Below are 24,404 nucleotides of genomic sequence, written 5' to 3'. Positions count from 1 at the left end.
CTACGGTCGTCCGCACCTGTCACATCAGGGGGGACCATATGACCAACCCGTACACCACGCCACCCGTGCCACAGCCCGTCCGGCCCGCTCCGGGATGGGCCCGCAAGCGGTACGTGCTCCCCGCGCTCGCGATGGCCCTCTTCGTGGGCGCCGGGATCGGCGCCGGCGGCCAGGACCCGGCGAAGGACGACGCGAAGCCGGCGGCCGCCAGGCCGCAACCGACCGTGACGGTGACCACCACGGCGACCGCGACGCCGAGCGCGGCACCCGCACCGGCCCCCACGGTGACCGCCACGAAAACCGTCAGGGTCACCAGGACGGTCACCGCCCGGCCGGCGGACGACGGCTCCGGCGGTTCGGTCTCCGGCGGCTCGGGGTCGGGCGGCGCCGGCGGCTCCGGTTCCGGGGGCGGCAGCGTCTACTACGCCAACTGCAGCGAGGCCCGGGCGGCCGGGGCCGCGCCCCTGCACGTGGGCGATCCCGGCTACGACTCCCATCTGGACCGGGACGGAGACGGGGTGGCCTGCGAGTAGCAACGCGGAGGGGCGGCATCCCCGCACAGGACGCCGCCCCTTCTCGTGGACCGGAGTCCTCGTCGCAATCGGTAGTGAGGGTCGGGGACCACGACGAGGACTCCGGGGCTCTACCGGTGGTCGCTGCCCTCCGACCGGGAGGCGGCGCGGCCGGCCTCCAGGCGGGCCACCGGGATGCGGAACGGGGAGCAGGAGACGTAGTCCAGGCCCACCTCGTGGAAGAAGTGGACGGACTCGGGGTCACCGCCGTGCTCGCCGCAGACGCCGAGCTTCAGGTCGGGGCGGGTCTGGCGGCCGGCCTGGGCGGCGGCCTTCACCAGGGAGCCGACACCGTCCCGGTCGATCGTCTCGAACGGGCTGACGCCGAAGATGCCCTTCTCCAGGTACGCGGTGAAGAACGAGGCCTCCACGTCGTCCCGGCTGAAGCCCCACACCGTCTGGGTCAGGTCGTTGGTGCCGAAGGAGAAGAACTCGGCCGCCTCGGCGATCTGACCGGCGGTCAGCGCGGCCCGCGGCAGTTCGATCATCGTGCCGATCGCCAGCTTCAGCTCCGTGCCCGTCGCCGCCTGGACCTCGGCGATGACCTGGTCGGCCTCATCACGCACGATCTCCAGCTCCTGGACCGTGCCGACCAGCGGGATCATGATCTCGGCACGCGGATCGCCCTTGGCGGCCCTGCGCTCGGCCGCCGCCTCGGCGATCGCGCGGACCTGCATGGTGAACAGGCCGGGGATGACCAGGCCGAGGCGGACGCCGCGCAGACCCAGCATCGGGTTCTGCTCGTGCAGGCGGTGCACGGCCTGGAGCAGGCGCAGCTCGTTCTCGTGCGGCTCCTGGCGGGACTCCGCGAGGGCCACACGCACCGACAGTTCGGTGATGTCGGGCAGGAACTCGTGCAGTGGCGGGTCGAGCAGGCGGATGGTGACGGGGAGGCCGTCCATCGCCTCGAAGAGCTCGACGAAGTCGCCCTTCTGCAGCGGCAGGAGCTGCTTGAGCGACTCCTCGCGCTCCGCCTCGGTGTCGGCCAGGATCAGGCGCTCGACCAGCTCGCGCCGGTCGCCGAGGAACATGTGCTCGGTGCGGCACAGGCCGATGCCCTGGGCACCGAAGCGGCGGGCCCGCAGCGCGTCCTCGGCGTTGTCCGCGTTGGCGCGGACGCGCAGGCGGCGCTTGCGGTCGGCGAAGGCCATCATCCGGTGGACCGCCTCGACCAGCTCGTCCGCGTCGTCGGCGCCCGGGTGCATCCGGCCCTCGAAGAACTCCACCACCGGGGACGGGACGACCGGGACCTCGCCCAGGTAGACCTTGCCCGTCGAGCCGTCGATCGAGATGACGTCGCCCTCCTCGACGACGTGTCCGCCCGGCACCGTCATCCGGCGGCGCTTGGTGTCGACCTCCAGCTCCTCGGCGCCGCACACGCAGGTCTTGCCCATGCCGCGGGCGACCACGGCCGCGTGGGAGGTCTTGCCGCCGCGGGAGGTCAGGATGCCCTCGGCCGCGATCATGCCGTCGAGGTCGTCGGGGTTGGTCTCGCGGCGGACCAGGATGACCTTCTCGCCCGAACGCGACCACTTCACCGCGGTGTAGGAGTCGAACACCGCCTTGCCGACCGCCGCGCCCGGCGAGGCCGCGATGCCCCGGCCGACCTGCTCGACCTTCGCGTCCTCGTCGAACCGCGGGAACATCAGCTGCGCGAGCTGGGCGCCCGTGACGCGCTGCAGGGCCTCCGCCTCGTCGATCAGGCCCTGGTCCACCAGCTGGGTGGCGATACGGAAGGCCGCGCCCGCCGTGCGCTTGCCGACCCGGGTCTGCAGCATCCACAGCTGGCCGCGCTCGATGGTGAACTCGATGTCACAGAGGTCCTTGTAGTGGTTCTCCAAGGTCTCCATGATCTGCATCAGCTGGTCGTACGACTTCTTGTCGATGCGTTCCAGCTCCGCCAGCGGGACGGTGTTGCGGATGCCCGCCACGACGTCCTCGCCCTGGGCGTTCTGCAGGTAGTCGCCGTAGACGCCCTGCTGGCCCGAGGCGGGGTCGCGGGTGAAGGCGACGCCGGTGCCGGAGTCGGGGCCGAGGTTGCCGAAGACCATCGAGCAGACGTTGACGGCCGTGCCCAGGTCGTGCGGGATGCGCTCCTGGCGGCGGTAGAGCTTGGCGCGCTCGCCGTTCCAGGAGTCGAAGACCGCCTTGATGGCGAGGTCCATCTGCTCGCGCGGGTCCTGCGGGAAGTCCCGGCCGGCCTCGGTCTTGACGATCTTCTTGAACCTGGTGACCAGCTTCTTCAGGTCGGCGGCGTCCAGCTCGGTGTCGACGGCGACCTTCTTGGCCTCCTTGGCCTTGTCCAGGGCGTCCTCGAAGAGGTCGCCGTCGACGCCGAGGACGGTCTTGCCGAACATCTGGATGAGGCGGCGGTAGGAGTCCCAGGCGAACCGCTCGTCCCCGGCCTGCTTGGCGAGGCCCTGCACGGACTTGTCGGAGAGGCCGATGTTCAGGACCGTGTCCATCATGCCGGGCATGGAGAACTTCGCTCCGGAGCGGACCGACACGAGGAGCGGGTTGTCGGCCTGGCCGAGCTTCTTGCCCATCTTGCGCTCAAGGGCGTCGAGGTGCGCACTCACCTCGTCACGCAGTGCCGCCGGCTCCTCGCCGCTGTCGAGGTAGACCTTGCAGGCCTCGGTGGTGATGGTGAAGCCCGGCGGGACCGGGAGGCCCAGGTTGGTCATCTCGGCAAGGTTGGCACCCTTGCCGCCCAGGAGGTCCTTGAGATCCTTGTTGCCCTCGGTGAAGTCGTAAACGAACTTCACGCCCTCAACGCTCTGTCCCTGCTCGGCTACCTGAGGATCTTTGTTTTCCGACACGGGTCTCGACTCCTTGAGGCCGCGGTGGCTGCCCTGACGGCGAGGAACATACCCAGATCAAAGGCGCCTGGGTACGTCTACTTGTGCGTCATGCGCCTGTAACCAGTCGTCCGCCAGCGGATCGAAAGTCAAGGCTCGGCAACTCGTCAGGGCCGGATGTTTTCACTTCTTGAACGAGTCAACCCCCGTAGACCCGTCCGATCGCTCACATGAGCGCCACACGGCACGACTGAGTTCGATCGATGAACGATCACGGGGTGGCACTCAGTGCCACCCCTTGGAGAAGTGCAGTCGCTCATGATCCGCTCATCTGAGCGCCACACCTATCAAGGGTGGCGAGAATCACGCTGCCACAGGCGACGGCATTTCACCATGCGGACCTGACAGCGGGGCCGGACGCGGCGTTCTGCGACCGCTCGAAACGACCGCCGCCGGTCACACCCCGAGCGCCAGCAACCGCTCTTCCACCCGCTCCGGCGCATACAGGTGCTCCACCACCAGTCCCGCGGCACCCACCAGCCCCGCCCGCTCCCCGAGCCGCGAGGTGACCACGTCCAGATGGGCCGTGGAACGCGGCAGCGCCCGCTGGTACAGCAGCTCCCGCACCCCGGTGAGGAACGGCGTCCCGGCCAGGTCCCCCGCGATCATCAGCACCCCGGGGTTGAGCAGCGTGACGACGGTCGCCAGCACGTCCCCGACGAGCCGCCCCGCCTCGCGCGCCAGCGCGGCCGCCTCCGGGTGCCCGGCCGCCAGCAGGTCCCGCACGTCCGACCCGGAGGCCGCGGGCACCCCTGCCTCGGCCAGCCGCCGCGCCACGGCACCTCCGCTCGCGACGGCGGCGAGACAGCCGTAGGACCCGCACCGGCACAGCGCGTCCGCGCCGACCCGGATGTGTCCGATGTCCCCGGCGCCGCCGTCCACGCCCCGGTAGATCGAGCCGTCGACCACCACCCCGGCGCCGATGCCGGTGGACACCTTGACCAGTACGAAGGCCGAGCAGTCCGGGTGGCCGGTGCGCTGTTCGCCGTAGGCCATCAGGTTCGCGTCGTTGTCGACGAGTACGGGCACGGCCGGCGCGCCGGTGTGCTCGGTGAAGGCCCGGGAGAGGCGGCCCGTTATGTCGTAGCCGTCCCAGCCGGGCATGATCGGCGGCTGCACCACCCGGCCGGTCCCGCTGTCCACCGGGCCCGGTACGGCCAGCCCGATGCCGCACACCTCCTCCGCCCGGTGCCCGGCCTTCGGAAGCAATCGGGCGAACCAGCGGCCGAGTTCGGCCAGCACGGCGTCGGGGCCGTCCTCGACGACCAGCGTCCCGGTGTGCTCGGCGAGCAGTTCGCCGGTCAGTGTCAGGACGGCGGCGCGCGCGTGCCGGGTGTCGAGGTCGGCGGCGAGGACGACGGCGTGGGCGTCGTCGAACTCGAGGGTGATGGACGGGCGGCCGCCCAGCGGCGAGTCCACGGGGCCGCCGGCGCCCTCGCGCAGCCAGCCCGCGCGGAAGAGACGGTCCAGGCGCTGGCCGACGGTGGCCCGGGACAGTCCGGTGACCTGCTGGAGCGCACCGCGCGTGGTGGCCCGCCCACTGCGCACCAGTTCCAGCAGATCGCCGGCGCTCGCCTGACTCCGTCCGTTCATGCGCACCCCCTTGTGTTTCCCAACCCTGCATTACATATTGAGTTTTGCGTGTTAAATAGACGTAACCCTACGGTAGCCATGACCGAACCGGCTCGGCCGGACGTCTTTCGGGGAGTCCCGAGTGGATCGCACTGCCCGCCTCACCAGCAGCCCCGCAGGGCGCGCCATTGCATACGATCCGCCGCCGGTGCCGGATTCGCTGCACGTCAGGGCCGCGCAGGCACTGGCGGACAACTGGACCGGCACCTCCACGGTGCCCTCGCGCGGCCTGTACCCGCACCAGTGGTCCTGGGACTCGGCGTTCATCGCCATCGGCCTGCGGCACGTCTCGCCGTTACGGGCCCAGACGGAGCTGGAGACGCTGCTGGACTCCCAGTGGGGCGACGGGCGCGTCCCGCACATCGTCTTCAACCCCTCCGTCCCGCTCGACGCCTACTTCCCCAGCCCCGACTTCTGGCGGTCCTCGACCGCGGGGCGCGCCGCGGGCGCCCCGCGCACCGTACAGACCTCGGGCATCGTGCAGCCACCGGTGCACGCGCTGGCGGCCTGGCTGGTGCACCGCGCCGACCCCGAGCTGTCGGCGGAGCGCGGCTTCCTGGCCCGGGTGTATCCGCGCCTGGCCGCCTGGCACCGCTATCTGCTGCACCGGCGGGACCTGGGCGGCGGCGGGCTGGCGTCCGTCGTCCACCCCTGGGAGCAGGGCATGGACAACAGCCCCTGCTGGGACGCCCCGCTCTCCCGCGTCACCCCGGCCCCGGCCCGCTCCTTCCGGCGCGCCGACCTCGAGCACGGCGCCCCCGAGGACCGGCCGACGGACCTGGACTACGGGCGGTACGTGCGGCTGGCGACGGACTACCGGGACGGGGAATATGCCGATGGCACGGGCGAGTTCGCGGTGGAGGACCCGGCCTTCAACGCCCTGCTGATCGCCTCCGAGCACGCGCTCGCGCGTATCGCCCACGAACTGGGCGCGACCGGCACGGCCCGGCACACGCGCGCGCAGCGGCTGACGGCGGCCCTGATCGACCGGCTGTGGGACCCGGCCGAGGGCATGTTCTTCTGCCGGGACCTCGCCGACGGGCGGCTGATCGGCGAGCGCAGCGTCTCCGGCCTGATCCCGCTGCTGCTGCCCGAGCTGCCCCGCGACATCGCCGGCGCCCTCGTACGCACCCTGTCCGGTCCGCACTTCGCGCTCGGTACGGGCGCGGGCCTGGTGCCGAGTTACGACCTGCTCGGCGAGGCCTTCGATCCGCACCGGTACTGGCGCGGTCCGGCCTGGTTCAACACCGGCTGGCTGGTGGAGCGCGGGCTGCGCACGCACGGCGAGCGGCAGCGGGCCGACGCGCTGCGCGAGGCGATGCTGCGCACGGCCGACGCGACCGGGTTCGCCGAGTACGTCGACCCGCACACCGGCGAGGCCTGCGGGGCGCTCGGCTTCGGCTGGAGTGCCGCGCTCACGCTCGACCTGCTGCACGGGCCGCCGCCGCACGGCGTGTCCCCGGCGGGCACCGGCGCGTTCGACCAGAAGGACAAGGGAGCAAGGGCCGTCAACGGCGTCAAGGGAGGGGACCGGGGATGACGGAGCGGCATCATCTGCTCGTGCACGGGGCGACGTTCGCCGCCGTGGGCGACGCGGGCAACATCAGCGGCGTACGGAACGGCAGCCTGCCGGACGGGTTGTTCGTGCGCGACGCCCGGCACCTGAGCCGGTGGCAGCTCACCGTCGACGGGGCGGTGCCGGAGACGCTGGCACCGGTGGCGGACGAGGGCACCGCACGCTGCGTCCTCGTGCCGCGCGGCGGCCGCACCGAGCCGCCCTCCTGCACACTCTTTCGCGAACAGGCCGTCTCCGACAGCGCGTTCGTCGAGTGTCTGCGGGTGACCAGCAACCGTCCGGTGCCGACGACGGTCCGCCTCGCGGTCACCGTCGACGCCGACTTCACCGACCAGTTCGAACTGCGCTCCGACCACCGCACCTACGCCAAGACCGGCGTCGTGCGCTCCCGCCAGATCCTCGACGACGGGGTGGAGTTCAGCTACCGGCGCGGCGAATGGCGGTCCTGTACGACGGTGACCGCCGACCCCGCCCCGGACGGTGTCGAGGAGACCGGCACCGGCGCCCGCCGCCTGGTCTGGGCCCTCGATCTGGAACCGCACGGCACCGCGGAACTGACCCTGCGGGTGATGGCCCGGCCGCACGGCGACAAGCGGGCCGTGCGCGTGCCCCGCTCCCCCGCCGCGGTGAGCGACCAACTCCGCGGTCTGGAGGAGGCGTTCGCGGAGGGCGTGGCCTTCCCCACCGACTGGCCGGAACTGGCGGCGGCCTGTGCCCGGGGCCTGGCCGACCTGGCCGCGCTCCAGGTCCCGGCCACCGGCCCGGACGGCGAGGAACTGCGCGTTCCGGCGGCCGGTGCGCCCTGGTTCCTGACGCTGCTGGGCAGGGATGCCCTGCTGACGTCGTTGTTCGCGCTCCCCTACCGGCCACGGCTGGCCGCCGCGACGCTGCCCGCCCTGGCCGCGACGCAGGCCACGCAGACCAGCGCGGGCTCGGTGGCCCAGCCCGGCAAGATCGTGCACGAGGTGCGGCACGGCGAGCTGGCGCACTTCGGGCAGGTGCCGTTCGGGCGGTACTACGGCTCGGTGGACGCCACCCCCCTCTTCCTCGTCCTGCTCGGCGCCTACGTCGAGCAGACCGGGGACGCCGCCATGGCCCGGCGTCTGGAGCCGCACGCCCGGGCGGCGATCGGGTGGATGCTGGACCACGGCGGGCTGACCTCGCGCGGGTACCTGGTCTACCGCGCCGACGAGGGCGGCCTCGCCAACCAGAACTGGAAGGACTCCCCCGGCGCCATCTGCTCGGCCGACGGCACCCGCGCATCCGGCCCGGTGATGGCGGCGGGCGCCCAGGGGTACGCCTATGACGCGCTGCGCCGCACGGCCTGGGTCGCCCGCACGGTCTGGGAGGACGAGGTCTACGCGGCCCTGCTGGAGCAGGCGGCCGGTGATCTGCGGGACCGCTTCCAGCGGGACTTCTGGATGGGGGACCGGTCCTTCCCGGCGCTCGCACTGGACGGCCACGGCCGCCAGGTGGACGCGCTGGCCTCGGACGCCGGGCACCTGCTGTGGTCGGGGCTGCTCGACAAGCAGTACGGGGAGCTCGTGGGCCGCAGGCTCCTGGAGCCGGACTTCTTCTCGGGCTGGGGCGTACGGACGCTGGCGTCCGGGCAGCCCGCCTACCACCCGCTCTCCTACCACCGCGGTTCGGTCTGGCCGCACGACAACGCGCTGATCACGCTGGGGCTCGCCCGCTACGGCCTGCACGACGAGGCCCGCACGGTCGCCCACGCCCTGGTCGACGCGGCGACCGCGACCGGCCACCGCCTGCCGGAGGTCCTCGCCGGCTACGGCCGCGGCACCCACGCGGAGCCGGTTCCCTACCCGCACGCCTGCGTCCGCGAGTCCCGCTCGGCCGCGGCCCCGCTGGCACTGCTCACGGCGGTCGGCGGAGCGTAGGGGGGCGTTTGGATCACCTCGGGTCCGCGCTGATCCAAACGCCCCCCAGCTCTCTCCTCCGTGCCGTTTGACGAGGCATTTGCCGGGTGTTTGCCGTGCTTCCTGAACAGGGGTGGGGGGGCGGCCGTACGGGTGGGTGGCGGGCCCTGCCTCCCCAGCGCGGTCCGCCACTCCGCCATGCCGCGCACGGAAGGACCTCCGGGGTGCCTCAGCACACGAGTACACGCCAGTCATCGGGTACGGCCGGGGCAACCGAGGTCGACGTCCTGCCACCGGACGAAGCGGCGGACGCGGAAGGTCCGGCGAACGGGGCGCCGGAATCCGCCGTACGGTCGCCGGGCACCGCGGAGGCGGAACCGGCGGAGGGCGATGCGCCCACGGAGGGCGACGCCCCTGCGAAGGGTGATGCCCCGGCGGACGGAACCCCACAGACCGGCCCGGACGCCCACGGAGCTCCGGACGCCGAATCCCATCCGGACACCGCGCCCAAAGCCGAAACCCCTCCGGAAGCCGCACCCGACACCGAAGCCGGCCCGGCCCGGCTCGCGGAGCCCGCCCCGGACGCGCCCGCACCCGCGAGCGACGACACCGACACCGACACCGACACCGACACCGACACCGACACCGACAGCGTGCCCCGCGCCGCGCTCCCCCTCCGTGTGCTTCGTGTTCTCGACCCCCGTACCCCGCGCGGTGCCTGGCGGCGCTGGAAGGCCGCGCACCCGGTTCCGGCGCAGGTCGTTTCCCTGTCGGTCACGGTGCTGGCCCTGGGCCTGGTCCTCCTCGCTCTGCTGCTGCCGAACAAGAGGGAGCAGTTCCAGGCGGCCGAGTTCACCCGCATCCCGGTGGAGGCGCTGCTCGGCGCGGCGGTACTGATCGCGCTGCCGCGCAGGCCGCGCGTGCTCGTGGCGGTCCTCGGCGGGCTGGCGCTCGGCGTGCTGACCGTGCTGAACCTGACGGACATCGAGTTCAACCAGTACCTGGGCCGCAGCTTCAACGTGGTCCTGGACTGGCAACTGCTGGGCGACGCCCAGTCCTACCTCAAGGACACGCTGGGCGGGACCATGGCCCTGCTCGCCGCCGTCGCCGCCGTGCTGATCGTGCTCTCGGTGCTCGCCGTGATGGCGCTGGCGGTGGTCCGCGTCGGGAACTTCCTCGGCCGCAACAAGGCCCGCTCCACCCGCGGCCTGCTGCTCGTCAGCGCGGTCTGGATGACGTGTTCGACCCTGAACCTGCAGGTCTCCGGTGTCCCGCTGGCCGCCGAGCACACGATCACGATGCTCAAGTACCACGAGCAGGCGCTGCGCGAGACGATCCGTGACGAGCGGGCGTTCGCGAAGGAGGCCCAGTCCGACGCCTTCGGCGCGACCCCGGGCAGCCAGCTCGTGCCCGACCTGCGCGGCAAGGACATGATCTTCACGTTCATCGAGAGCTACGGCCGCAGCGCGATCGAGGACCCGGCCGAGGCACCCGGCGTCGACAAGACTCTCGGCGTCAGCACACAGGCCCTGGCCAAGGCCGGTTTCCACGCCAAGAGCGGCTGGCTGACGTCGGCGACCTACGGCGGCGGCAGCTGGCTCGGCCACTCCACCACGATGTCGGGCCTGTGGATCGACAACCAGAGCCGGTACCGGACGGTCACCGCGGGCGACCACCTCACCCTCACCAAGGCGTTCCAGAAGACCGGTGCCTGGGACACGGTCGGCGTCATGCCGGGCGTGCAGAAGGGCTGGCCGGAGGCCAAGTGGTACGGCCTCGACAAGGTCTACAACGCATTCCAGATGGGCTACCGGGGACCCAAGTTCAGCTGGTCGACCATGCCCGACCAGTACGCCCTGGAGGCGTTCCAGCGCCTGGAGCACGGCAAGAAGCGCGACAAGCCCCTGATGGGATTCGTCATCCTCACCTCCAGCCACCAGCCCTGGGCGCCGATCCCGAAGATGGTCGGCTGGGACCAGCTGGGCAACGGCTCGGTCTTCGACGCCATCCAGAAGGCGGGCAAGAAGCCGGAGGACATCATCACCAGCTCCCCCAAGTCCCAGCAGGAGTACGGCAAGTCGATCCAGTACTCGGTGACCGCCCTCACCCAGTGGCTGGAGCGCTACGGCAACGACAACACCGTCCTGGTCTTCCTCGGCGACCATCAGCCCATCGCCCGGGTCAGCGGCAACCACGCCAGCCGGGACGTCCCGGTCTCGATCGTCGCCAAGGACCCCAAGGTCCTGGACAGGATCGCCAGTTGGGGCTGGACCGACGGTCTGCGCCCGGCCCACGACGCGCCGGTGTGGAAGATGAGTTCCTTCCGCGACCGCTTCCTGACGGCCTACGGCTCGACCCCGCACCCGTCCAAGGACTGACCGCTCCGAGGACGCCTCCGGCGCGGGGCGCCGCTTCGGCGAACCGCGACCGGCTCAGCCCCCGGAGGTGTCCAGCTCCGCGTCCTCGGTGACGCCCGCGCAGTCGTACGGGTCCTTCAGCCAGCCGTCCGGCAGCACCACCCGGTTGTTGCCGGAGGTGCGGCCGCGGGGCCCGTCGGCGCCGGTGGGCCAGGGCTGGTCGAGGTCCAGCTCGTCCAGACCGGTCCGCAGTTCCTCCAGGCTGGAGGTGATCGCGAGCCGCTTGCGCATCTGCGAGCCGACCGCGAAACCCTTGAGGTACCAGGCGACGTGCTTGCGGAAGTCGATGACGCCGCGCGCCTCGTCACCTATCCACTCGCCGAGCAGGGTGGCGTGGCGGACCATGGCGTCGGCGACCTCGCGAAGCGGCGGCCGTACGAAGTGGTCGGGCCGGCCCTCGAAGGCCGCCACCAGATCCGCGAACAGCCACGGCCGGCCGAGACAGCCGCGGCCGACGACCACACCGTCGCAGCCGGTCTCGCGGACCATCCGCACCGCGTCCTCGGCGGACCAGATGTCGCCGTTGCCGAGCACCGGGATCTCCGGCACGTGCTCCTTCAGGCGGGCGATCGCCTCCCAGTCGGCCGTGCCGCCGTAGTGCTGGGCGGCCGTGCGGCCGTGCAGGGCGATGGCCGTGACGCCCTCCTCGACGGCGATCCTTCCGGCGTCGAGGTAGGTGAGGTGGTCGTCGTCGATGCCCTTGCGCATCTTCATCGTGACCGGCAGGTCACCGGCTCCGCCGACCGCCTCGCGCAGGATCGACCGCAGCAGGTTCCGCTTGTAGGGGAGGGCGGATCCGCCGCCCTTCCTGGTCACCTTGGGCACCGGGCAGCCGAAGTTCAGGTCGATGTGGTCGGCGAGGTCCTCGTCCGCGATCATGCGGACGGCCTTGCCGACGGTGGCCGGATCGACGCCGTACAGCTGGATCGAGCGCGGCTTCTCGGTCGCGTCGAAACGGATCAGCTGCATGGTCTTCTCGTTGCGCTCGACCAGGGCCCGGGTGGTGATCATCTCGCTGACGAACAGGCCCTTGCCACCGCTGAACCCCCGGCACAGGGTGCGGAAGGGCACGTTGGTGATCCCGGCCATCGGCGCGAGCACGACGGGCGGCTGCACCGTGTGCGGGCCGATCTGCAACGGGGTGACGGGCGTGGACGACGGCTTGGACATTGCTCCATTGTCCCGTACGCCGACGGGTGCTTCCCCCGGCCTGTGGACAACCGCCCACCGTGATCGTGTACCAGTCATTAGTTAACCGCACTATCGAATCGCGTACCATGAACGCATGCCCGAGCTCAGCCACCGACGACGTCTGCTCGTCCTCGCGATCTGCTGCATGAGCCTGCTCATCGTGAGTCTGGACAACACCGTCCTGAACGTCGCCCTGCCGTCGATGCAGCGCGACCTGCACGCCACCACGTCGGGCCTGCAGTGGACCATCGACGCCTACACCCTGGTACTGGCCTCGCTGCTGATGCTCGCGGGCTCCACGGCCGACCGGATCGGCCGCAAGCGCGTCTTCATGGCGGGCCTGATCGTCTTCGGCGTCGGCTCGCTGCTGTGCTCCCTCGCGCCCAGCCTGGAACTGCTGGTCGTCTTCCGCATGGTCCAGGCGGTCGGCGGCTCGATGCTCAACCCGGTCGCCATGTCGATCATCACCAACACCTTCACCGGCCCGCGCGAGCGCGCCCGCGCGATCGGCGTGTGGGGTGCCGTGGTCGGCATTTCCATGGCCGCGGGCCCGCTGGTCGGCGGCCTGCTGGTCGAGTCGGTCGGCTGGCGCTCGATCTTCTGGGTCAACCTGCCGGTGGGCCTGGCCGCGCTGCTGCTCACCCTGCGCTTCGTACCCGAGTCCCGGGCGCCGAGGGCCCGCCGCCCCGACCCGGTCGGCCAGGTACTGGTGATCGCCCTGTTCGGCTCGCTGACGTACGCGATCATCGAGGCCCCCGACTCGGACCTGGCCACGGTCCTGCCCTTCGCGACCATGGCCCTCGCGGCCCTGCTCGCCCTTGTGTGGTACGAGCCGCGCCGCACCGAACCGCTCATCGACCTGCGGTTCTTCCGTTCGGCGCCGTTCAGCGGGGCCACGGTCATCGCGATCAGCGCCTTCGCCGCGCTCGGCGGCTTCCTGTTCCTGTCCACGCTCTACCTGCAGAACGTGCGCGGGCTCGACGCCCTGCACGCGGGCCTGTGGATGCTGCCGATGGCCGGGCCGACCTTCCTGTGCGCGCCGCTGTCCGGGCGGCTGGTCGGCAGCCGGGGGCCGCGGCTGCCGCTGCTGGTCGCCGGGTGCGCGATGACGACGAGCGCCGTGCTGTTCGCGGCCTTCGAGGCCGAGACGTCCAACGCCACGCTCTTCGCCGGTTACGTGCTGTTCGGCATCGGCTTCGGCTTCGTGAACGCCCCCATCACCAACACGGCGGTCTCCGGCATGCCCCGCGCCCAGGCCGGGGTCGCCGCCGCCGTCGCCTCGACCAGCCGGCAGCTCGGGCAGACCCTCGGGGTCGCGGTGGTCGGCGCGGTACTGGTGTCCGGGGTGGGTTCGTCGTCGTACAAGGACGCGTTCGTCCCGGCCGCGCGGCCCGGGTGGTGGGTGCTGGTCGCGTGCGGGGTCGCGGTGCTGACCCTCGGCGCGGTCACCTCCGGCCGGTGGGCCAGGAGGACGGCCGAGCGCACGGCCGAACGGCTGGAGGCGGCGGAGGTGCGACAGGCGGCCGGGGTCTCGGCGTAGAGCAGGATCAGTGGCGGGCCGGGCCGGTCCACACCTGACCCGGTCCCGGCGGCACGGCCCCCTGCGTCCGCTGTACCGAACGCCTCTCCAGCGCGATGGCGTGCAGCTTCTCCAGTCGCTCCCGCGACTCCTCGTCGGCCGGCACGTAGGTCACCATGCGCGAACCCACCTCGGGGCTCAGCCACAGGTCGGTGTGGTCGACGGTGATGCGGCCGACGTGGGCGTTGCGGAACTCCTTGCGCTTGGTGCGCGCACCCACCACCTCGTGCCGGTCCCAGGCCTCGCAGAAGTCGGGGGACTCCGCACGCAACCGTTTGAGCAGCATCTTCCAGGCGGGCTCGCCCAGATGACCGGCCATCGCCGCGCGGAAGCGGGCCGCCATCAGCCGCTGGGTCGCCTCCAGATGGACGATCGAGGAACGCCACTCCTCGTGCGTGTACGAAAGGATCATGCAGTTGCGGTCCTCGGGCGGCACCGCGTCCAGGTCGCACAGCAGCAGGGAGTACGTGCGGTTGTAGGCGAGGATGTCGTAGCGGCTGTTCTGCAGGCACGCGGGCACGGGTTCGAGTTGCTCCAGAACCGCCCGCAGGGCCGGGGTGACCGACGGGCAGTTCGTCGCGGGCGTCGGGTCGGTGGCCCCGGCCAGCTGGAAGAGATGGGCGCGCTCGCTGGGGTCCAGCAGCAGCGTGCGGGCGAGCGCGTCGAGGACCTGGACGGAGACCTGGATGTCCCGGGCCTGTTCGAGCCAGGTGTACCAGGTGACGCCGACCGCGGACAGGTGGGCGACCTCCTCGCGGCGCAGCCCCGGGGTGCGGCGCCGGCGGCCGCGGGGCAGGCCGACCTGCTCGGGGGTGATGTGCTCGCGCCGGTGGCGCAGGAAGGCGGCGAGTTCGTGCCGCCGGATCGCCGAGGCGGCCGCTTCGCGGCTTCGGGGGGCCTGGGGTTCACGGACCGGCGTCGCCTGGGCCATCGTGGTCATGTCTCCAGCCTGCCGTCGCCCGGACCCTGTTTCCAGGTACTGCTGCTACCAGGATAAGAACACTCTGGTACCCGTCTGAGTGTGGAAGCAGGCTCGGTGTCGTGACGACCGAAACCATCACCTCACCCACCCTCCGATCGCCCGCGGCGCCACCGGCGCTCAGCGGGCCCGGCCTGTTCACGGTGCTGCTGGCCGCGGCACTTCCGCTCATCGACTTCTTCATCGTCAACGTCGCCCTGCCCACCATCGGCAAGGACCTGAACGCGGGGGAGGCCGTTCTCGAACTCGTCGTCGCCGGATACGGAGTGGCGTACGCCGTCCTGCTCGTCCTCGGCGGCCGGCTCGGCGACCTGTTCGGCCGCCGCCGCCTCTTCCTCGGCGGCATGGCGGCCTTCGGCCTGACCTCGCTGGCGTGCGGGCTGGCGCCCGGCGCCTGGTCGCTGGTCGCCGCACGCGTGGCGCAGGGCGCCTCGGCCGCGGCGATGCTGCCGCAGGTGCTCGCCACCATCCAGGCCGCCACCTCGGGTCCCCGGCGCGCCAGGGCCATGGGCCTGTACGGCGCAACCGCCGGCCTGTCCATGGTGGCCGGGCAGATCCTCGGCGGCGTCCTGGTCGCCGCAGACATCGCGGGGACCGGCTGGCGCTCGGTGTTCCTGGTGAACGTGCCGGTCGTGGTCGCCGGACTGGTCCTGGGCGCCCGCGCCGTCCCCGAGACCCGGTCGCAGCACCCGGAGCCGGTGGACGGGCCCGGCACCGTGCTGCTGGCGGCGTCCCTGCTGGCGCTGCTGGCCCCGCTGACCGAGGGCCGGGCGGCCGGCTGGCCGCTGTGGACGTGGTTGTCGCTGGCCGCGTTCCCGTTCCTGGCGGCCGCGTTCCATGCCGTGGAGCGCCGTGCCGACCGGCGGGGCCGTACGCCGCTGGTGCCGCCGAGCCTGTTCGCGCTCGAGTCACTGCGCCGGGGTCTGGTGATGATCGTGCCGTTCTCCATCGGGTTCAGCGGTTTCATGTTCGTCGTCGCGGTGGCGTTGCAGCGCGGGGCGGGCCTCGGCCCGGTTCCGGCTGGTGTGGCGCTGGCCCCGATGGCCGTGGTCTTCTTCTTCGTCTCGCTCGCCGGGCCGCGGCTGGTCGGCCGGTACGGCACGCGCGTGGTGACGGCGGGCTCGCTGATCCAGGCGGTGGGCGTGGGTCTGATGGCGCTGGCCGCCTGGCGGTCCTGGCCGGACCTGGGCTTCGTCGAACTGCTGCCCGGTGCGGCGGTCGCCGGAGCGGGCCAGGCGCTCCAGTTGCCGATCCTCTTCCGGATCATCCTCTCGGAGGTTCCGGCCGTCCGGGCCGGTGTCGGCAGCGGTGTCATGGTCACCACCCAGCAGTCGTCCCTGGCCCTCGGTGTGGCCACCCTCGGAACGCTGTTCCTCTCGCTGGTCCCCGCCATGGGCATGCGGGACGCCCTGGTGACCACGCTGCTGGTGCAGCTGGCGGGCGTGGCCCTGACCGGTCTGCTCAGCCTGCGGCTGCCCCGCACCGTCAGGTGAGGGCGGGGCAGCCGACCGTCCAGCCGAGGCAGCGTCAAGGAGCGCTGCCCACAGTCTCCTTCGTCAGCCGACCACCTGCTGGGTGACCACGATGTGGCCCTGGTCGGGGTTGAGGACGCCGCCGAGCCGGTCGAAGGCCCCGTCGGTCAGGTCGAGGCACTTGGGTACCTGGGGGGTCTGCTGGAAGGTGCCACGGTCGTTGATGCGCACGACCAGCGACCGGCCGTTGACGACGTTGGTCACCTTCACCTTGGTACCGAACGGCAGTTGGGGGTTCCGGGTCAGGGAGGTGGCCGCGGTGTTCGCGTTGTTGTCGAAGAGTTCACCGCTGGCGGTCAGGGCGCCGGGGGGCTGGGGGCCGTAGTGCGTCGCCCAGCACGTGTCGGCAGCCGGGCGGGCAGTGCCCGCGGGCGCCGCCACACTCGTGGGCGCCAAAGCCAGCACCGCGCAGAGTGCGGCGGCCGCGGTTGCCGGCCGGACGAGCGCTGTGGCACGACTCATTGGTGTTTGCCTCTCTCAGGTGTCGTCGTACGAACGGGAAGTGGAAGCACGCGGAAGAAGGCCGAAGATCGCGGAAGAACGCCGAAGAACGCCGAAGAAAGCGGAAGGAAGCAAAAGGAAGCGACGGAAAGGGACAGAAGGGGGATGGGAGGAAGGGAGGAAGGGAGGAAGGGAGGAAGGAACGAAGGGGGAAGCGGCGGCGCGAGGGGTGGTCGGCCTCGCTCAGCCGGCCGCGCGGTAGGCGGCGCCGACCTGTGTGGCGTTCGGACCGGTGTAGAGACCGGTGCCGTCGCCGCGGCTGGTGGAGAGCGTGAACCAGGCGTAGCGCTCGACGAACGGCAGTCCTTGGAGCATCGCGGTCGACTGCCGTACGAAGGCGGCCTGTTGGGCCTGCGTCGGATACCGCGGTGTGCCCGAGGAGAAGTCGATCAGCGCGTACTCGGTGAGCCAGATCGGCTTGTGGTAGCGGTCGTAGGTGGCCTGGAGGCAGGTCCGCAGCTGGTTGGTGGCGTTCGTGGCGTCGAAGTCCGCGCCGTACCAGTGCAGTGGGACGAAGTCGACCTTGTAGTGGCGGGCGGCGGCGCCCTGCAGGAAGCGGTCGAGCCAGCCGCCGGGGACGTTCGCGCCGGTGGCCACCGCCGGGGCGCCCATCCGCAGACCGGTCGACTGCAACCGGGGCCACAGGTCGAGGGCCTGCTGCACGGTCATGTTCGACTGCCCGGCCATGTCGGGCTCGTTGAACCCCAGCAGGGTGCTGCCCTGTTGCCGGGCCCGGTTCAGTTCCGCGTCGGTCACGGAGCCCGGCCCCCAGATCATGGGGACGAACTCGACGCCGGGCGGGGGGCTGATCCGCTGTGTGTCCGAGGCCCAGGTGTAGAACCAGCCGGACCGGGAGTCCTTGAGCGCGTCGGTGACCCCGGGGAAGTCCCAGGCGCTGACGCCCTTCTTCCACACCGCGTCGGCCGACGCACCGCTCGCGGTGGTGGACGCGCCGGCCTGCGGACCGGCCCACAGCAGGGTCAGCGCCGCGAGCAGTACGGCGAGAACCCGTAATCGGCGCACGGCCTTTCTCCTTCCTGTTCGTGGATGTGTCGTCGGGTGTGCGGCGTCGCGGCCGTCGTGCAGCCGGTCACGCGCCGGGGAGAGCCGGTCACGCGCCGGGGAGAGCCGGTCACGCGCCGGGGTGGAACTCGACCGTGAAGCCACGGCACCGGGTGCACTGCTGCATCACCTGGTTGCCCGGCTCCTGGTCCTGCCGTGACCAGCCGTACGCCTTGGGGCAGTTCGCGGCGATCATGTCGCTGTAGGCGGTCCTGGCGTCGCGGTTGGGGTTGGCGCACAGCATCGGCGTGCCGTCCGGCCATCGCGTCAGGTTGGCGGCGGGGCACTTCGGCAGCAGGTTCTGCGTGCAGCCCATCACGGCGCAGCCGCCGCTGCCGGGGGTCACGGCGGCGGGCGTGATGGTGATGGGCACCGAGAACGCGTTCACGTAGCTGACGTCGTACCAGGGAGCCAGGCCGTCGTGCGGATCGAAGTTGAACTCCGCGAGACTGACGGGCTGTTCGCCGGTGTTCGGCGCGCAGTGGTCGGCGAACACGCCGCAGTCGCCCAGTGCGCAGTGGAAGGTGCTGCCCGGCGTTCCGGTGCATCCCATACGGGCGAAGAACTTGCCGCGCCAGTGGCCGGGTGCCGCCGTCTCGGGGATGGTGACCGTGGCCGACTGTCCCGGCTCCAGGATCGGCAGGGTGGTGAACTGCCGCGATCCGTCTGCGTTGACGTCACTGCCCACCCACACCTTCCGTCCCGTCCGGTTGACGAACGTGACGGTGTGGTCGAACGCCGCGACCGCGGCCGGCACCGCCGTGCGCGGACCCGGGGCGCCGTCGGCCGGTCTCGTCCCGGCCTGGGGCGCGAGCAACACCAGGGCGGCGGCCGCGGCGGCGGCCAGGGTGGTCAGGATCTTGCGCACGACTCCTCCGTCGGATGACGCGATGGGGGCCGGACGAGGCACGGCGACGCTGTCGGGCCTCTCGATTGTTGAGTTCACGACAATCCGTCCCCGAAGAAACCCCTGAGAGCGCTCACAGGACTGGCGGCTCCCTATGACAGTCAGCTCGACCGTGACCTGTCAATGGTCCGGACCAGTTGTCGCGTGGTTTCCGGCCACCCGGCCGCGCGGCCACAGGTTGGCCAACTCGGCGCGAGGAAAACTCCTGTTGATGTTGGTCTTGCTGCACACTCCTTGCTGCACACTCCTTGCTGCACGATCACACAGCACGTTCCGGACTTCGCGGACCGCCGGAGGGCGTCATGCCGCAGATCGACACGAGCAAGGTCAGCCGCTGGGACCAGCACGGACGGGAGCACGTCGTACGGGTGCGGCGCACGGGGGTGCAGCGCACGATCAGATGCGAGACGTGCGGCTGGCGCCGGGGGGCGCAGTTCCTGCCCTGGCTGAAGGCCGAGGAGCACCTCGCCGAGGCGCATCAGGCGACGGTGGACCCGACGGCGGCCTGATCGGTACGGCGGCCCGAGTGGGCTCGGTGCCCACCGACGGCAGCGCCCCCATGGCCCAGGACTCCACCTTCCGTATCGTCTCGACCACCAAGCCGATCACGGCCGCGGGGATGCCGATGCCGGTGGAGGACGGCCGGATCGTACCGAAGGCGTGGCCGAGTGGCAGTCGATCACCGTCGAGGACCTGCCCAGTGGGACCAAAGGTAAGAGTGAGGTAAGAGACGCACGGTCGCCACCCCTGCCCCACCTGCGACTTTACGAAAGCAATGTGCCCTTTTGGTAGCTTTTGTGCCCGTGTCGACATGCCGCGCACCGGGAGAGGGGACAGCCTGGAGTCACGCGGTCACCCAACGGAACGGCTTGGTGACGCGTGGGGGAATCCGTCGACCAACGGGAGTTCGAGATGACGTCCACTGACCGGAGCCGCCGCGCCCGCGCACTCGCCGCCGGCGCCCTGTCCGCCGCCCTGCTGTCGGCCGGATCGGCCGGGGCCGTTGCCGCCACCGGCACGCCGAGCCCGACGCCCACCAGGACGCACACGGGCATGCCGACCATGAAGCCCACCAGGACGCCGAGCCGCACGCCGTCCATGATGATGGGCTCGATCACCGCCAAGCCCAACCACAAGGCCGTACGGGTCGGGAACACCGTGGTGATCACCGGAAAGGTCAAGGACCTGAAGCCCGGGACCAAGCTGGTGGTCCAGCACCTGAAGAACAGCAAGTGGACCACGCTGCAGGCGAGCACCACCGTCACCAAGAACGGCACCTACGTGCTCAAGGCCAAGCTCAACAACAAGGGCCTGGAGCAGCTGCGGGTGGCCGCCGGCAACGTCCACTCCCCGTCGTTCAACGTACGGGTGAGCTGAACGGGCCTAGGCCCGCAGTCCTCGCAGCAGGAGTTCGACGACTGACCTGAACTCCTCCTCGATCCCCGGCCGCTTCCACTCCCGCGCGTAGCACGGGTCGTGGAAGCGGCCGGTGGCATGGAAGAGGGCACGGGCCGTGGCCGCCGGATCCGGCGCGACGAAGACGCCGGCGTCGGCGCCCGCCCGGACGATCCGGGTCAGCTGGTCCGTCAGGTCGGCGATGTGCTCGCCGACCGCCGCGCCGTTCTCGTCGGCCAGAACCGAGTACGTGGCGAACAGCTCGGGGTCGTCGCCCGCCTTGCGTCGCTTGGCCTCGAACAGCGCGCCGAGCCAGTCCCGCAGGCGCGCCTGCGGGTCACGCTCCTCGGCCGCGATGCCGGACAGGGCCGTGGAGGTCCGGTCCAGCCACCTTTTCGTCACCGCCTCGCGCAGAGCCGCCTTCGTACGGAAGTGCCGGTAGACGCTGCCGTGACTGACGCCGAGCGCGCGGGCCACGTCCACCACGGTGGCCTTCGCCGGACCGTGACGGCGCAGTACCTCCTCGGTCGCCTCAAGGATGCGATCGGCGGTCAGGGTCTCGGGGGTCGGTGACATGCCCTAGACCGTACCCGGCACCCCGATCAGCGTTCGCTGTCGAGGTGTGCCATCTGCGCCTCGGGGTAGCGCTCGCCCGCGGCCGCATCCGCCGGCACGGCCTGCTCGATCGCCGCCAGGTCGCCCTCGTCCAGCACCACGTCGAGCGCGCCGAGCGCCTCCGTGAGCCGCTCCCGGGTGCGGGCGCCGACCAGCGGCACGATGTCCTCACCCCGGGCGAGCACCCAGGCGATGGCGATCTGCGCGACCGTGACGCCCTTCTGTTCGGCGATCTTGCGCAGGGCCTCGACCAGGCTCAGGTTGTGCCGGAGGTTCTCCCCCTGGAAGCGGGGCGAGTGGGCACGGAAGTCGGTCGCGGCCAGCTGCCGGTCGCGGGAGAAGTGGCCGGAGATCAGTCCTCGGGAGAGCACGCCGTACGCGGTGATGCCGATGCCCAGCTCGCGGGTGGTGGACAGGATCTCCTGCTCGATGCCGCGGGAGATGAGCGAGTACTCGATCTGCAGGTCGGCGACCGGGGCGGTGGCGGCGGCCCGGCGGATGGTCTCGGCGCCGACCTCGCTGAGGCCGACGTGCCGGACGTACCCCTTCTCGATCAGTTCGGCGATCGCGCCGACGGTGTCCTCGATCGGCACCTCCGGGTCGAGGCGGGCGATGCGGTAGACGTCGATGTGGTCGACGCCGAGGCGCTGGAGGGAGTAGGCGGCGAAGTTCTTCACGGCGGCCGGGCGGCCGTCGTAGCCGCTCCAGTTGCCCTCCGGGTCGCGCAGGGCGCCGAACTTCACGCTGGTCAGCGCCTGTTCGCGGCGGGCGGCCGGTGCGGTGCGCAGGGCCTCGCCGATCAGCATCTCGTTGTGCCCCATGGCGTAGAAGTCGCCGGTGTCCAGCAGGGTGACGCCCGCTTCCAGGGCGGCGTGGACGGTCGCGATGGACTCGGCGCGGTCGGCGTCGCCGTAGAGCGCGGACATGCCCATGCAGCCGAGGCCCAGGGCGGAGACCCGGGGGCCGGCGGTTCCGAGGGTTCGGGTTCGCATCGTCATGCCTTCACCCTGCCATGACAGCTGACAGATTTCAATATCTGTCAGCTGTCATTTGTCATCCGTTGTCTGCCGTTCCCGCTCTGTCACTGCGGCGACATCAACCAGCTGTGCACGCAAAACGCCCACCCACCGGCCCGGGGATCCGAGCGGGTGGGTGGGCGAAAACGGCTGGGGCGCCGCGGAGGTCAGCAGCCCAGCAGACGGCCTGCGAGGTACCCCTCGATCTGGTCCAGCGACACGCGCTCCTGCTTCATGGAGTCCCGCTCGCGGACGGTGACCGCGTTGTCCTCCAGCGTGTCGAAGTCGACCGTGACGCAGTACGGCGTGCCGATCTCGTCCTGGCGGCGGTAACGGCGGCCGATGGCGCCGGCGTCGTCGAACTCGATGTTCCAGTGCTGGCGCAGGGTCTGCGCGAGGCCCTTGGCCTTCGGGGACAGCTCCGGGTTGCGGGAGAGCGGGAGCACCGCGACCTTCACCGGGGCCAGGCGGTGGTCCAGGCGCAGCACCGTGCGCTTCTCCATCTTGCCCTTGGCGTTCGGCGCCTCGTCCTCGACGTAGGCGTCGAGGAGGAAGGCGAGCATCGCCCGGCCGACACCGGCCGCGGGCTCGATGACGAACGGCGTCCAGCGCTCGCCGGCCTCCTGGTCGAAGTAGGAGAGGTCCTGGCCGGAGGCCTTGGCGTGGGAGGAGAGGTCGTAGTCGGTGCGGTTGGCGACGCCCTCCAGCTCGCCCCACTCGTTGCCGCCGAAGTTGAAGCGGTACTCGATGTCGGCGGTGCGCTTGGAGTAGTGGGAGAGCTTCTCCTTGGGGTGCTCGTACCAGCGCATGTTCTCCTCACGGAGACCCAGGCCGGTGTACCAGTTCCAGCGCTGCTCCATCCAGTACTCGTGCCACTTCTCGTCCTCGCCCGGCTTGACGAAGAACTCCATCTCCATCTGCTCGAACTCGCGGGTGCGGAAGATGAAGTTGCCCGGCGTGATCTCGTTGCGGAACGACTTGCCCATCTGCGCGATGCCGAACGGCGGCTTGCGGCGCGAGGTGGTCTGCACCTGGGCGAAGTTGGTGAAGATGCCCTGGGCGGTCTCCGGGCGCAGGTAGGCGACGGAGCCGGAGTCCTGCGTCGGGCCGAGGTGGGTGGACAGCAGGCCGGAGAACTGCTTGGGCTCGGTGAACTGGCCCTTGTTGCCGCAGTTCGGGCAGTTGATGTCGGCGAGACCGTTCTCGGGGAGGCGGCCGTGCTTGGCCTCGTACGCCTCCTCCAGGTGGTCGGCGCGGAACCGCTTGTGACAGGAGGTGCACTCGGTGAGCGGATCCGTGAAGGTGGCGACGTGGCCGGAGGCGACCCAGACCTCGGGGGCCAGGATCACGGACGAGTCGAGACCGACCACGTCCTCGCGCGACGTCACCATGTAGCGCCACCACTGGCGCTTGAGGTTCTCCTTGAGCTCGACACCCAGAGGCCCGTAGTCCCAGGCGGCGCGCTGGCCGCCGTAGATCTCACTGCAGGGGAATACGAAGCCACGGCGCTTGCTCAGGCTGACGATGGTGTCGATCTTGTCGGCGGCCACGGTGCTCTCTTCATTACGACGACGGGCGACGAAGCGAGACGCTTCAGAGCGAATGCTTCAGGGTACCGGCGGGTGCTCCCCCTCAATCAAATCGGTTCCACCTGGGGACCTCCGCGGGCCCCTGACAAGGCTTGTTGACAACGGTTTCCATCTTTGTTGAAAATGACAGTCATGAACATACGGCGACGCCTCATGTCCGGGGCCGCGGCAGCGGCGGCCACCGCGCTCGGCCTCGGAGCCCTCTCCGGCTGCTCCCCCACCGCCGCGGCGGGCAATACGGACAGGTTCGATGTCGTCGCGTCGTTCTACCCGATGGCCTTCCTCGCCGAGCGGATCGGCGGAAGCCACGTCCACGTCACCAGTCTCACCCAGCCCGGCCAGGAACCGCACGACCTGGAGATCAGCGCCCGGCAGACCGCGCAGCTCCAGGAGTCCGACGCGGTGCTCTACCTCAAGAACCTGCAGCCCTCCGTCGACGACGCCGTCGCCCAGTCCGGCATCGGGACGAAGATCGACGCCGCCACCCTGACCTCCCTGGAGGAGCACGGCAACGAGGTCGGCGGCCACGCCGCCGCACACGACACCCACCAGGGCGAGGAGTCCGGCGGCAAGGACCCGCACATCTGGCTGGACCCGGTGCGCTACGCCCAGGTCGCCCAGGGAGTGGGCAAGGCCTTCGAGAAGGCGGACCCGGACCACGCGGCCGACTACCGGAAGAACACCGCGGCCCTGGTCAAGCAGCTCGACGACCTCAACACCCGGTACGCGACCGGGCTGAAGCACACCGGGAGCAAGGTCTTCGTCACCACCCACGCCGCCTTCGGCTACCTCGCCGAGCGCTACGGCCTGACCGAGGAGGCCATCAACGGCCTCGACCCCGACTCCGAGCCCAGCGCGGCCCGGGTGCGGGACCTGGAGACGATGGCGAAGGCCGACGGCGTCACCACCGTGTTCTACGAGACGCTCGTCAGCGACAAGACCGCGAAGACCGTCGCCAGGGACGCGAACCTGAGGACGGACGTCCTCGACCCCATCGAGGGCATCACCTCCAAGTCCCGCGGCAGCGACTACTTCCAGGTGATGGAGTCCAACCTCAAGGCCCTGCAGACGGCCCTGGACGCCAAGTGATCATTACGGAGGACGTC

Annotated in this window: 19 protein-coding genes; 9 read left to right on the top strand and 10 right to left on the bottom strand. The window is 71.0% G+C overall.

Annotated features, from left to right (window positions below):
* Window positions 1–38 precede the first annotated feature (38 nt).
* Window positions 39–533 (top strand): excalibur calcium-binding domain-containing protein, encoded by a 495-nt coding sequence (locus AB0A61_RS22115; RefSeq protein ID WP_361294630.1) that lies wholly within the window; start codon window positions 39–41, stop codon window positions 531–533.
* A gap of 110 nt (window positions 534–643) precedes the next feature.
* Here AB0A61_RS22115 and ppdK read toward each other — a convergent pair whose 3' ends face one another.
* Both ppdK and AB0A61_RS22105 read right to left on the bottom strand, forming a co-directional pair.
* Complete coding sequence (gene ppdK, locus AB0A61_RS22110) at window positions 644–3,391, bottom strand: pyruvate, phosphate dikinase (RefSeq protein ID WP_361294627.1); 2,748 nt, start codon at window positions 3,389–3,391, stop codon at window positions 644–646.
* Window positions 3,392–3,826: 435 nt separating this feature from the next.
* Window positions 3,827–5,023 carry an ROK family protein gene (locus AB0A61_RS22105; RefSeq protein WP_361294625.1) on the bottom strand — a complete coding sequence of 399 codons (1,197 nt, stop codon included), beginning with the start codon at window positions 5,021–5,023 and terminating at the stop codon, window positions 3,827–3,829.
* A 121-nt stretch (window positions 5,024–5,144) separates the two neighbouring features.
* Here AB0A61_RS22105 and AB0A61_RS22100 point away from each other — a divergent pair, with 121 nt between their 5' ends.
* The 3 genes from AB0A61_RS22100 (at window position 5,145) to AB0A61_RS22090 (ending at window position 10,893) form a co-directional block, all read left to right on the top strand.
* The gene (locus AB0A61_RS22100) at window positions 5,145–6,602 is read left to right on the top strand and encodes a hypothetical protein (RefSeq protein ID WP_361294622.1); all 1,458 of its coding nucleotides are present in this window, start codon (window positions 5,145–5,147) and stop codon (window positions 6,600–6,602) included.
* On the top strand, window positions 6,599–8,536 hold the full coding sequence (locus AB0A61_RS22095; protein ID WP_361294619.1) for a glycogen debranching N-terminal domain-containing protein: 1,938 nt from the start codon (window positions 6,599–6,601) through the stop codon (window positions 8,534–8,536). Before AB0A61_RS22100 ends, AB0A61_RS22095 begins: the two co-directional genes overlap by 4 nt.
* 659 nt (window positions 8,537–9,195) lie before the next feature.
* On the top strand, window positions 9,196–10,893 hold the full coding sequence (locus AB0A61_RS22090) for a CDP-alcohol phosphatidyltransferase (protein ID WP_361294869.1): 1,698 nt from the start codon (window positions 9,196–9,198) through the stop codon (window positions 10,891–10,893).
* A gap of 54 nt (window positions 10,894–10,947) precedes the next feature.
* Here the strand turns inward: AB0A61_RS22090 and dusB are convergent, their stop codons facing one another.
* Window positions 10,948–12,102 (bottom strand): tRNA dihydrouridine synthase DusB, encoded by a 1,155-nt coding sequence (gene dusB, locus AB0A61_RS22085; protein ID WP_361294616.1) that lies wholly within the window; start codon window positions 12,100–12,102, stop codon window positions 10,948–10,950.
* Between the two features lie 115 nt (window positions 12,103–12,217).
* Between dusB and AB0A61_RS22080 the strand changes: the two genes are divergently transcribed.
* A complete protein-coding gene (locus AB0A61_RS22080) occupies window positions 12,218–13,663 on the top strand; it encodes an MFS transporter (RefSeq protein WP_361294613.1) in 1,446 nt (481 codons plus the stop codon).
* A gap of 7 nt (window positions 13,664–13,670) precedes the next feature.
* On the opposite strand, the gene AB0A61_RS22075 is transcribed toward AB0A61_RS22080, so the two are convergent.
* Entirely contained in the window at window positions 13,671–14,642 is a 972-nt protein-coding gene (locus tag AB0A61_RS22075) for a helix-turn-helix transcriptional regulator (protein WP_361294610.1), read from the bottom strand.
* A 101-nt stretch (window positions 14,643–14,743) separates the two neighbouring features.
* Here AB0A61_RS22075 and AB0A61_RS22070 point away from each other — a divergent pair, with 101 nt between their 5' ends.
* Window positions 14,744–16,174, top strand: a complete 1,431-nt coding sequence (locus AB0A61_RS22070; protein WP_361294608.1) for an MFS transporter — start codon at window positions 14,744–14,746, stop codon at window positions 16,172–16,174.
* 63 nt (window positions 16,175–16,237) lie between these two features.
* Here the strand turns inward: AB0A61_RS22070 and AB0A61_RS22065 are convergent, their stop codons facing one another.
* From AB0A61_RS22065 to AB0A61_RS22055, 3 genes are all read right to left on the bottom strand, one after another.
* Window positions 16,238–16,675: a septal ring lytic transglycosylase RlpA family protein gene (locus AB0A61_RS22065; protein WP_361294605.1), complete on the bottom strand. Its 438-nt coding sequence runs from the start codon at window positions 16,673–16,675 to the stop codon at window positions 16,238–16,240.
* Between the two features lie 222 nt (window positions 16,676–16,897).
* On the bottom strand, window positions 16,898–17,737 hold the full coding sequence (locus AB0A61_RS22060) for a glycoside hydrolase family protein (protein WP_361294602.1): 840 nt from the start codon (window positions 17,735–17,737) through the stop codon (window positions 16,898–16,900).
* A gap of 109 nt (window positions 17,738–17,846) precedes the next feature.
* Window positions 17,847–18,644 carry a thaumatin family protein gene (locus tag AB0A61_RS22055; RefSeq protein ID WP_361294599.1) on the bottom strand — a complete coding sequence of 266 codons (798 nt, stop codon included), beginning with the start codon at window positions 18,642–18,644 and terminating at the stop codon, window positions 17,847–17,849.
* 341 nt (window positions 18,645–18,985) lie between these two features.
* Here AB0A61_RS22055 and AB0A61_RS22050 point away from each other — a divergent pair, with 341 nt between their 5' ends.
* Window positions 18,986–19,192 carry a hypothetical protein gene (locus AB0A61_RS22050; RefSeq protein WP_361294596.1) on the top strand — a complete coding sequence of 69 codons (207 nt, stop codon included), beginning with the start codon at window positions 18,986–18,988 and terminating at the stop codon, window positions 19,190–19,192.
* Between the two features lie 403 nt (window positions 19,193–19,595).
* Window positions 19,596–20,060, top strand: a complete 465-nt coding sequence (locus tag AB0A61_RS22045; RefSeq protein WP_361294594.1) for a hypothetical protein — start codon at window positions 19,596–19,598, stop codon at window positions 20,058–20,060.
* Between the two features lie 6 nt (window positions 20,061–20,066).
* On the opposite strand, the gene AB0A61_RS22040 is transcribed toward AB0A61_RS22045, so the two are convergent.
* From AB0A61_RS22040 to AB0A61_RS22030, 3 genes are all read right to left on the bottom strand, one after another.
* Window positions 20,067–20,654, bottom strand: a complete 588-nt coding sequence (locus AB0A61_RS22040; protein ID WP_361294591.1) for a TetR family transcriptional regulator — start codon at window positions 20,652–20,654, stop codon at window positions 20,067–20,069.
* Window positions 20,655–20,680: 26 nt separating this feature from the next.
* A complete protein-coding gene (locus AB0A61_RS22035) occupies window positions 20,681–21,691 on the bottom strand; it encodes an aldo/keto reductase (protein ID WP_361294588.1) in 1,011 nt (336 codons plus the stop codon).
* Between the two features lie 185 nt (window positions 21,692–21,876).
* On the bottom strand, window positions 21,877–23,259 hold the full coding sequence (locus AB0A61_RS22030) for a glycine--tRNA ligase (protein ID WP_361294585.1): 1,383 nt from the start codon (window positions 23,257–23,259) through the stop codon (window positions 21,877–21,879).
* 171 nt (window positions 23,260–23,430) lie between these two features.
* Between AB0A61_RS22030 and AB0A61_RS22025 the strand changes: the two genes are divergently transcribed.
* Window positions 23,431–24,387, top strand: coding sequence for a zinc ABC transporter substrate-binding protein (locus AB0A61_RS22025; protein ID WP_361294582.1), 957 nt, complete (start codon window positions 23,431–23,433; stop codon window positions 24,385–24,387).
* Window positions 24,388–24,404: the final 17 nt, after the last annotated feature.

This window comes from Streptomyces sp. NPDC046197, from assembly GCF_040646295.1.
Taxonomy (GTDB): Bacteria; Actinomycetota; Actinomycetes; order Streptomycetales; family Streptomycetaceae; genus Streptomyces.
The sequence above is the reverse complement of the archived record's forward strand: the minus strand, read 5'-3'. Positions and strand labels throughout refer to the sequence as shown.

What these genes read in the sequence shown, in the direction of transcription:
- AB0A61_RS22045 (WP_361294594.1), top strand. Translation starts at nt 19,596, where the DNA reads ATGACGTCCACTGACCGGAGCCGCCGCGCCCGCGCACTCGCCGCCGGC.
- AB0A61_RS22025 (WP_361294582.1), top strand. Translation starts at nt 23,431, where the DNA reads ATGAACATACGGCGACGCCTCATGTCCGGGGCCGCGGCAGCGGCGGCC.
- AB0A61_RS22050 (WP_361294596.1), top strand. Translation starts at nt 18,986, where the DNA reads ATGCCGCAGATCGACACGAGCAAGGTCAGCCGCTGGGACCAGCACGGA.
- AB0A61_RS22040 (WP_361294591.1), bottom strand. Translation starts at nt 20,654, where the DNA reads ATGTCACCGACCCCCGAGACCCTGACCGCCGATCGCATCCTTGAGGCG.
- AB0A61_RS22075 (WP_361294610.1), bottom strand. Translation starts at nt 14,642, where the DNA reads ATGACCACGATGGCCCAGGCGACGCCGGTCCGTGAACCCCAGGCCCCC.
- AB0A61_RS22095 (WP_361294619.1), top strand. Translation starts at nt 6,599, where the DNA reads ATGACGGAGCGGCATCATCTGCTCGTGCACGGGGCGACGTTCGCCGCC.
- AB0A61_RS22115 (WP_361294630.1), top strand. Translation starts at nt 39, where the DNA reads ATGACCAACCCGTACACCACGCCACCCGTGCCACAGCCCGTCCGGCCC.
- AB0A61_RS22035 (WP_361294588.1), bottom strand. Translation starts at nt 21,691, where the DNA reads ATGACGATGCGAACCCGAACCCTCGGAACCGCCGGCCCCCGGGTCTCC.
- AB0A61_RS22065 (WP_361294605.1), bottom strand. Translation starts at nt 16,675, where the DNA reads ATGAGTCGTGCCACAGCGCTCGTCCGGCCGGCAACCGCGGCCGCCGCA.
- AB0A61_RS22105 (WP_361294625.1), bottom strand. Translation starts at nt 5,023, where the DNA reads ATGAACGGACGGAGTCAGGCGAGCGCCGGCGATCTGCTGGAACTGGTG.
- dusB (WP_361294616.1), bottom strand. Translation starts at nt 12,102, where the DNA reads ATGTCCAAGCCGTCGTCCACGCCCGTCACCCCGTTGCAGATCGGCCCG.
- AB0A61_RS22080 (WP_361294613.1), top strand. Translation starts at nt 12,218, where the DNA reads ATGCCCGAGCTCAGCCACCGACGACGTCTGCTCGTCCTCGCGATCTGC.